The sequence below is a fragment of the Vibrio proteolyticus NBRC 13287 genome, assembly GCF_000467125.1.
Classification (GTDB): domain Bacteria; phylum Pseudomonadota; class Gammaproteobacteria; order Enterobacterales; family Vibrionaceae; genus Vibrio; species Vibrio proteolyticus.
This window is the reverse complement of record NZ_BATJ01000023.1, coordinates 53,190-60,331: the sequence shown is the minus strand read 5'-3', so window position 1 is coordinate 60,331 and position 7,142 is coordinate 53,190. Positions and strand designations below refer to the sequence as shown.

Below are 7,142 nucleotides of genomic sequence, written 5' to 3'. Positions count from 1 at the left end.
TTCTTTACCGGTACCGCGTTCGCCCAGAATGAGCACCGGTCGATCGATTGCCGCCAGCTTTGATACTTTATCCAACACTGACAGAAAGCGTGGAGACTCGCCAATTAGGTTCTGTTGCATCGTGGACCTCAGAGAAGTGGTTAAATTTACCAACTGTTAGTGAATCACATCTTAGCACAACGGTCGCGCTGGGAGGTGTTAAAGTTAACCTATTGAATATATTTAACTTTGAAAGCTGGCACGAGACTTGATATGTAAAGGGGAAATGACCGTGAATGGTCTATTCATAAACTCTATCGACAGGAGAATCATCATGGGTATCTTTTCTCGTTTTGCAGATATTGTGAACTCAAACATCAGTGCGTTGCTCGACAAGGCGGAAGATCCAGAAAAAATGATCCGCCTGATCATCCAGGAAATGGAAGACACCTTGGTGGAGGTGCGCACCAATTCCGCGAAAGCGATTGCTGATAAGAAAGAACTGGCGCGTAAAGTAGACGCAATGGAAGCGCAGATTGGTGAATGGCAGAACAAAGCCACGCTGGCTCTAACCAAGCAGCGTGAAGATCTGGCTCGTGCAGCCCTGATTGAAAAGCAGAAGCTACAGGACCTGATCAAAGGTTTGCACACCGAGCAGACGTTGGTGGACGAAACCATCGATAAACTGACCGGTGAAATTGGCAAGCTGGAAACCAAGATCGCGGAGACCCGGGCAAAGCAACAAGCGCTTGCTATCCGTAATCAGACTGCGCATAACCGCCGTGATGTACAAAAGCATCTGCATGCCAGCCGCACAGATGAGGCCATGGCAAAATTTGAGCAGTACTCACGCAAAGTGGATGAGTTGGAAGCGGAAGCGGATCTGTATGCACAATCTGGTCAGGCAAAATCACTTGAGCAGGAATTTGCCGAGTTGCAGGCTGAGGATGAAATTGAAAAAGAGCTGGCTAAATTGAAAGCTCAGGTTGAAGGTAAGAAGTCAGATACTGAATAATTACAGTCAAATAGTGCGCCGGATATCGTCTCCGGTGCGTCGCAGAATCTGGTTGAGTTAGGAGTTGCCAATGTCATCATTTTTGATTGCAGGACCATTGATTGTCTTTTTGATTTTCGTCGCCCCATTGTGGCTGTTTCTGCATTATCGCAGTAAACGCAAAGTTGCCAGCGGTTTATCTCAGGATGAGCAACAGACACTGAATACGCTGTCTGAGCGGGCAGAATCGATGCAGCAACGTATCGAAACTTTGGAGCGAATTCTGGACGCAGAGTCACCAAACTGGAGAAAACGCTATGAGTAACCGAGAGCTGTATCGTGACACAGTGAACGGCAAGATCACGGGTGTGTGTGCCGGGTTAGCCAATTACATTGGTGCCGAAGTATGGCTGGTGCGTATTCTGGTGATCTCGGCCGCGTTGCTGGGCGGGAGCTTTCTGGTGCTGCTGGCCTATATTGCGCTGACTCTGATGTTGGAAAAGCAGCCGGCCGGTTACGGTGAAAGCATCAAAACCCAGCAGCAACACTCGTTGAAAAATAAGCCTTGGCAACAGGGGCAGACGCCGAAACAGCTACTGCACACGCTGGAAGCGGATTTTGACCGCATCGAAAACCGGATCAGAGATGTGGAAGCATACGTTACCTCTGATGCATTTAAAGTGAACCGTGAATTCAGCAAATTGTAACGTCAGGTGATGAGGCGAACGCCTCATCAATATCGGATTGGGGTTGTCATTGCATGGATTGAGACTCAGATACGGTTCATAAATGAAACCCGAGTTGGTTTTCCCCGCTCAAACCGTTCATTTCAAAAGAATTCCATACTGCTGGTGTGGAAACTGGCTGGGCATTCATCTATCTTTTAGCTATTGAATTTGAATGGATGTCCTGACATGCGTAAGGCAATGATCCTGATAGCCGTAGCCTCTGCTCTGGGAGGCTGCGGGAAAGAACTTCCTCCGGTTCCAGAGCCCGACTCCAGACCGGCAAAATTATTCTCGGTTTCTGTTGGTAATTCCAAGTTTGAACGTACTTTTCCTGCCACCTCAGAAGCGGGTGATCGAGCGGTTCTGGCCTTTCGTGTCCCGGGACAGTTGATGTCGATCGATGTCACGGCTGGTCAGCGAGTCACAAAAGGCGATGTGCTGGCCAAACTGGATCCTGATGAATATGCGTTACTGGAGAAAAAGGCTCAGGCCAACTTCCAACTGGCTAAAGTGCAGTACGATCGCTTTAAGAAGTTACGCAGAGATCAGGTTGTCTCTGAACAGGACTTCGACCAAGCCCAAGCCAATCTCAATTCTGCTCAGGCAACGCTCTCTCAGGCCAAAGCCAATCTCCGTTATACCCAGCTAGTCGCGCCTTATGATGGCACCATCTCCATTCTGCCCGCGGAGAACTATGAGTTTGTCGCCGCCAAGCAAGGAGTCATGAACATTCAGTCGCATCGCTTACTGAAAGTGATTTTCCAGATCCCGGATTATCTTCTGAATCGGTACTCGGCGGCGCAACCCGATGCGCAAGTGACCTTCGATGCATTTCCAGAGCGGTCGTTCAAACTGACGTTTCAGGAAATCGACACCGAGGCCGATCCCAAAACAGCCAGTTACAAAGTGACCATGGTGATGGAGCGTCCTGAAGATGTCGGTATTTTGCCAGGCATGTCGGGAAACGTGCTGGTATCTGCAGACTCGGCGGGTGCGATCCCAGTGCCCGCAGCGGCTCTGTTTCAACAAGACGATCAGACCTATGTCTGGCGGGTCAATACTCAGGGCATCGTGGAGCAAGTGGCGATTACGCTCAACGACCAGCGTCAGATCATGTCCGGGCTTAACGATGGCGACCAGATCATCGTGTCGGGTGTCAGTGGTATTCAGCCGGGCATTAAAGTGCGTGAATGGATCAAAGAGCGGGGACTATAACGATGAATCGATACCTGGTATTTAGCCTGCTCTCGACGGCCATCGTACTTGGTGGTTGCAGCAAACACAGTGAGTCTGCGGTTTCCGTGGTACCCAAAGTGAAAGCCGTCAGTCTGGATCGCAAACATGCGCCGGACCGGCTGTACTTTCCTGCGGTGGCAAATGCCGCAGAACGTTCTCGTCTCAGTTTTCGTGTCGCGGGTGAGGTCAGCAAACTCGCTGTGAAAGAAGGGGACAGGGTCCAACAGGGCGATGTGCTGGCAGAACTGGATCCGACCGATTATCAGCTTGATGTGGATAATGCGTCGGCGCGTTATTCTGTTGTGAACAGTCAGTATCAGCGCTCTGCGCCGCTGGTCAAAAAAGGCCTGTTGGCCAAATCTCAGTTTGATGAAATTGCAGCCGAACGCCAGATTGCCTCTGCCGAACTGCAGTTGGCCAAGCTCAGACTGTCATTTACCCAGCTTTTGGCGCCGATGGACGGCATCATTTCGCGGGTCAATGTGGACCAGTTTGAAAACATTCAGGTGGGCCAGCAAGTGGTCAATATCCACAGTGTTGATAATGTTGAAGTGCTGATTCAGCTTCCTGACCGTTTATACATCAACCAGCCCGGACCAGACCACCTTGACAGCGTGCGCGCCGTCGTGCGCCTGCCAAGTGGTAATCAATATACCGCGCGGGTGAAAGAATTTACCACCGAGCCGGACCCGTCAACGGGGACCTTTACCGCCACCCTGTCGATGCCAATGCCCAAAGAAGAATATGTGTTGGACGGGATGGCGGTTGATGTGACAACGGCAGGAGAGAATATCGGACTCAATCTGAATGTGGGGGTGCGGGTGCCAGTGGAAGCGGTATTTAACGCCGACGGCGATGAGTTGTCGCGCGACAACAAATTTGTCTGGGTGCTGAACGATGACCAAACCGTATCTAAGCAAGCGGTAACGGTAGGCTCAGCGTCGCAAACTACCTTACAGATCCTCAGCGGTCTGACGAATCAACAGAGTGTTGTCGTCGCTGGGATCAGTCGGTTAAGGGAAGGCATGAAAGTGGAAGTGGTGCCGCAGGAGGCTAGCCAATGAGCGAACAAAAACAAGAACCGCCTCAAAAGGACGAGGATATTACGGGCATTGCTGCGTATTTTATCCGCAACCGTGTCATCAGTTGGATGATATCGCTGATCTTTCTGATTGGTGGTGTGGCCGCCTTTTTCAACCTCGGACGTCTTGAAGATCCCGCTTTTACTATCAAAGATGCCTTGGTGGTGACGTCTTATCCGGGCGCGACCCCGCAACAGGTGGAAGAAGAGGTTACCTATCCGCTTGAAAAAGCCATCCAACAGCTAATGTATGTGGATGAAGTCAATTCGATTTCCAGTCGCGGACTGTCGCAAATTACGGTGACCATGAAAAACAACTATGGCCCGAATGACTTACCCCAAATTTGGGATGAACTGCGGCGAAAAGTGAATGATCTGAAAGGCTCGCTACCGCCTGGTGTCAATGAACCTCAGGTGATCGATGATTTTGGCGATGTGTATGGGATCTTGCTGGCGGTCACCGGGGATGGCTACTCATATAAGGAACTGCTCGACTACGTCGATTACCTGCGCCGGGAGCTGGAGTTGATCAACGGTGTCAGCAAGGTGTCGGTATCGGGTCAGCAGCAAGAACAGGTGTTTATTGAGATCTCGATGAAGCGTTTGAGTTCTCTCGGGCTTGCGCCGAATACCGTGTTTAATCTGCTGTCGACTCAAAATGTGGTGTCGGATGCAGGGGCAGTGCGCATCGGTAGTGAATATATCCGTATTCAGCCGACCGGTGAGTTTCAGAATGTGGATCAACTCGGCGACCTGATCATCACAGAAAGTGGCGCGCAGGGGCTAATTTATTTGCGTGATGTGGCGGATATCAAACGTGGTTATGTTGATGTTCCCAGCAATATCATCAATTTTAACGGCAAGTTGGCGCTTAATGTGGGTGTGTCCTTTGCACAAGGTGTCAATGTGGTGGAAGTCGGGCAACGGTTTGATCGCCGGCTGGCAGAGCTGAAGTATCAGCAACCTGTTGGTATCGACATCGCGGAGATTTACAGTCAGCCGAAAGAGGTGGATAAATCAGTCAGTGGCTTTGTGATCAGCTTGGGGCAGGCGGTGGCAATTGTGATCATTGTACTGCTGTTTTTCATGGGATTGCGCTCGGGTTTGCTGATCGGGCTGATTTTGCTGCTGACGGTGTTTGGCACTTTCATTTTCATGCAATATTTTAAAATCGATCTACAGCGGATCTCGCTCGGCGCGTTAGTGATTGCATTGGGTATGCTGGTGGACAATGCCATCGTGGTTGTTGAAGGGATACTGATTGGGACGCAAAAAGGCCGCACCCGCATGCAAGCCGCGACGGATATCGTGACCCAGACAAAATGGCCGTTGCTGGGGGCGACCGTGATTGCGGTAACGGCGTTTGCTCCAATTGGTTTGTCGGAGGACTCAACTGGCGAATACTGTGGAACGTTATTTACCGTACTGTTGATTTCGCTGATGTTAAGCTGGTTTACGGCCATATCTCTCACGCCATTTTTTGCTGATATTTTCTTTAAGCAACAAAAACCACCGAAAGGTGGCGCTGATCAGGATCCTTACAACGGAATGATCTTTGTGCTTTACAAAGGTTTTCTTGAGTTTTGTCTCAAACGAGCCTGGCTGACCATGGTGGTGCTGGTCGTCGGTTTAGGCGTCAGCCTGTATGGCTTCACTTTGGTCAAACAGGCGTTTTTTCCTTCTTCCACCACGCCGATGTTTCAAACCGATATCTGGTTACCGGAAGGTACGGATATTCGCGCGACCAATGAGGCGCTGAAAGAGCTGGAAAGTTGGTTGGCAAAACAGGACAACGTTGAACACATTACTTCGACTGCGGGCAGAGGGCTGCAGCGTTTCATGCTGACCTATTCACCAGAAAAGAGCTACGCCGCCTACGGTGAAATCACGACCCGGGTGACCTCATACGAAGCACTCAAACCTTTGATGGCGAAGTTCCGTGAGCACGTGGCAGCCAACTATCCACAAATCAATTTCAAACTCAAACAGATTGAACTGGGCCCTGGTGGTGGTGCAAAAATTGAAGCGCGTCTTATCGGCTCAGATCCGGACGTGTTGCGCGGTCTGGCGAAGCAGGTCAGTGATATCTTGTACGCCGATCCGGCTGCGACCAATATTCGCCATGACTGGCGAGAGCGGACCAAAGTGTTGGAGCCGCAGTTCAATGAAAGCCAGGCCCGCCGTTACGGTATCACTAAATCGGACGTGGATGATTTTCTGTCGATGTCATTTTCCGGTCTGAACGTGGGTATCTACCGTGATGGGACTACATTGATGCCGATCGTAGCGCGCTTACCGGACGATGAGCGGGTGGACATTCGCAACATCGAAGGAATGAAGATTTGGAGCCCGGCGCTGACTGAGTTTATTCCGTTGCAGCAAGTGACGCTCGGTTACGACATGCGCTGGGAAGATCCCATCATCATGCGTAAAAATCGTAAGCGTATGCTGACGGTAATGGCTGACCCGGATATCTTGGGTGAAGAGACGGCCGCGACACTGCAAGCTCGTCTCCAGCCACAAATAGAAGCCATTGAGATGCCATCAGGTTATTCACTGGAGTGGGGTGGGGAATACGAATCTTCCGGAGATGCGAAAGCGTCGTTGTTTACTACCATGCCACTCGGCTACCTATTTATGTTTTTGATTACAGTGTTCCTGTTCAATTCTGTCAAAGAGCCTTTGATTGTCTGGTTGACTGTACCATTGGCCATCATCGGGGTGACGACTGGCCTGCTAGTGCTGGATACACCATTCGGCTTTATGGCACTACTTGGGTTCCTGAGCTTATCGGGCATGTTGCTGAAAAATGGTATTGTGTTGCTTGATCAGATTGAAATCGAAATGAAGTCCGGTAAAGATCCGTACATTGCGGTGGTGGACGCCGCGCTGAGCCGGGTCCGTCCGGTGTGTATGGCGGCAATTACCACCATCTTGGGGATGATTCCCTTGTTGCCGGATATCTTCTTCAAACCGATGGCGGTAACGATTATGTTTGGTCTGGGGTTTGCGACTGTCCTGACACTGATTGTCGTGCCTGTGCTGTACCGTCTGTTCCATAAGGTCGAGGTGCCGCACTGATCCCTGCCAATGAGGAAAAGCCAGCGCCTCTCTTCGCAGAGGC

The 7,142-nt window shown here is 50.7% G+C and carries 7 protein-coding genes; 6 read left to right on the top strand and 1 reads right to left on the bottom strand.

Translation table 11 applies throughout. The features are described 5' to 3' along the window. Window positions 1-120 (bottom strand): sigma 54-interacting transcriptional regulator (locus VPR01S_RS22700; protein WP_169727792.1); only part of this gene is annotated, 120 nt, incomplete at its 3' end. Window positions 121-313: 193 nt separating this feature from the next. On the opposite strand from VPR01S_RS22700, the gene pspA reads away from it, so the two are divergent. From pspA to VPR01S_RS19545, 6 genes are all read left to right on the top strand, one after another. Further along, window positions 314-994, top strand: coding sequence for a phage shock protein PspA (pspA, locus tag VPR01S_RS19570; protein ID WP_021707112.1), 681 nt, complete (start codon window positions 314-316; stop codon window positions 992-994). A 70-nt stretch (window positions 995-1,064) separates the two neighbouring features. After that, the gene (gene pspB / locus VPR01S_RS19565; RefSeq protein WP_021707111.1) at window positions 1,065-1,298 is read left to right on the top strand and encodes an envelope stress response membrane protein PspB; all 234 of its coding nucleotides are present in this window, start codon (window positions 1,065-1,067) and stop codon (window positions 1,296-1,298) included. After that, window positions 1,291-1,680: an envelope stress response membrane protein PspC gene (pspC, locus tag VPR01S_RS19560; protein ID WP_021707110.1), complete on the top strand. Its 390-nt coding sequence runs from the start codon at window positions 1,291-1,293 to the stop codon at window positions 1,678-1,680. Before pspB ends, pspC begins: the two co-directional genes overlap by 8 nt. Window positions 1,681-1,887: 207 nt before the next feature. Then, the gene (locus VPR01S_RS19555; protein ID WP_021707109.1) at window positions 1,888-2,916 is read left to right on the top strand and encodes an efflux RND transporter periplasmic adaptor subunit; all 1,029 of its coding nucleotides are present in this window, start codon (window positions 1,888-1,890) and stop codon (window positions 2,914-2,916) included. A 2-nt stretch (window positions 2,917-2,918) separates the two neighbouring features. Then, the gene (locus VPR01S_RS19550) at window positions 2,919-4,001 is read left to right on the top strand and encodes an efflux RND transporter periplasmic adaptor subunit (RefSeq protein ID WP_021707108.1); all 1,083 of its coding nucleotides are present in this window, start codon (window positions 2,919-2,921) and stop codon (window positions 3,999-4,001) included. Then, window positions 3,998-7,099, top strand: coding sequence for an efflux RND transporter permease subunit (locus VPR01S_RS19545; RefSeq protein WP_021707107.1), 3,102 nt, complete (start codon window positions 3,998-4,000; stop codon window positions 7,097-7,099). The genes VPR01S_RS19550 and VPR01S_RS19545 overlap by 4 nt, the downstream gene beginning before the upstream one ends. Window positions 7,100-7,142: the final 43 nt, after the last annotated feature.

Excerpts from the sequence above, each read along its gene's own strand:
- pspA (WP_021707112.1), top strand. The coding sequence starts at position 314 with ATGGGTATCTTTTCTCGTTTTGCAGATATTGTGAACTCAAACATCAGT.
- pspB (WP_021707111.1), top strand. The coding sequence starts at position 1,065 with ATGTCATCATTTTTGATTGCAGGACCATTGATTGTCTTTTTGATTTTC.
- pspC (WP_021707110.1), top strand. The coding sequence starts at position 1,291 with ATGAGTAACCGAGAGCTGTATCGTGACACAGTGAACGGCAAGATCACG.
- VPR01S_RS19555 (WP_021707109.1), top strand. The coding sequence starts at position 1,888 with ATGCGTAAGGCAATGATCCTGATAGCCGTAGCCTCTGCTCTGGGAGGC.
- VPR01S_RS19550 (WP_021707108.1), top strand. The coding sequence starts at position 2,919 with ATGAATCGATACCTGGTATTTAGCCTGCTCTCGACGGCCATCGTACTT.
- VPR01S_RS19545 (WP_021707107.1), top strand. The coding sequence starts at position 3,998 with ATGAGCGAACAAAAACAAGAACCGCCTCAAAAGGACGAGGATATTACG.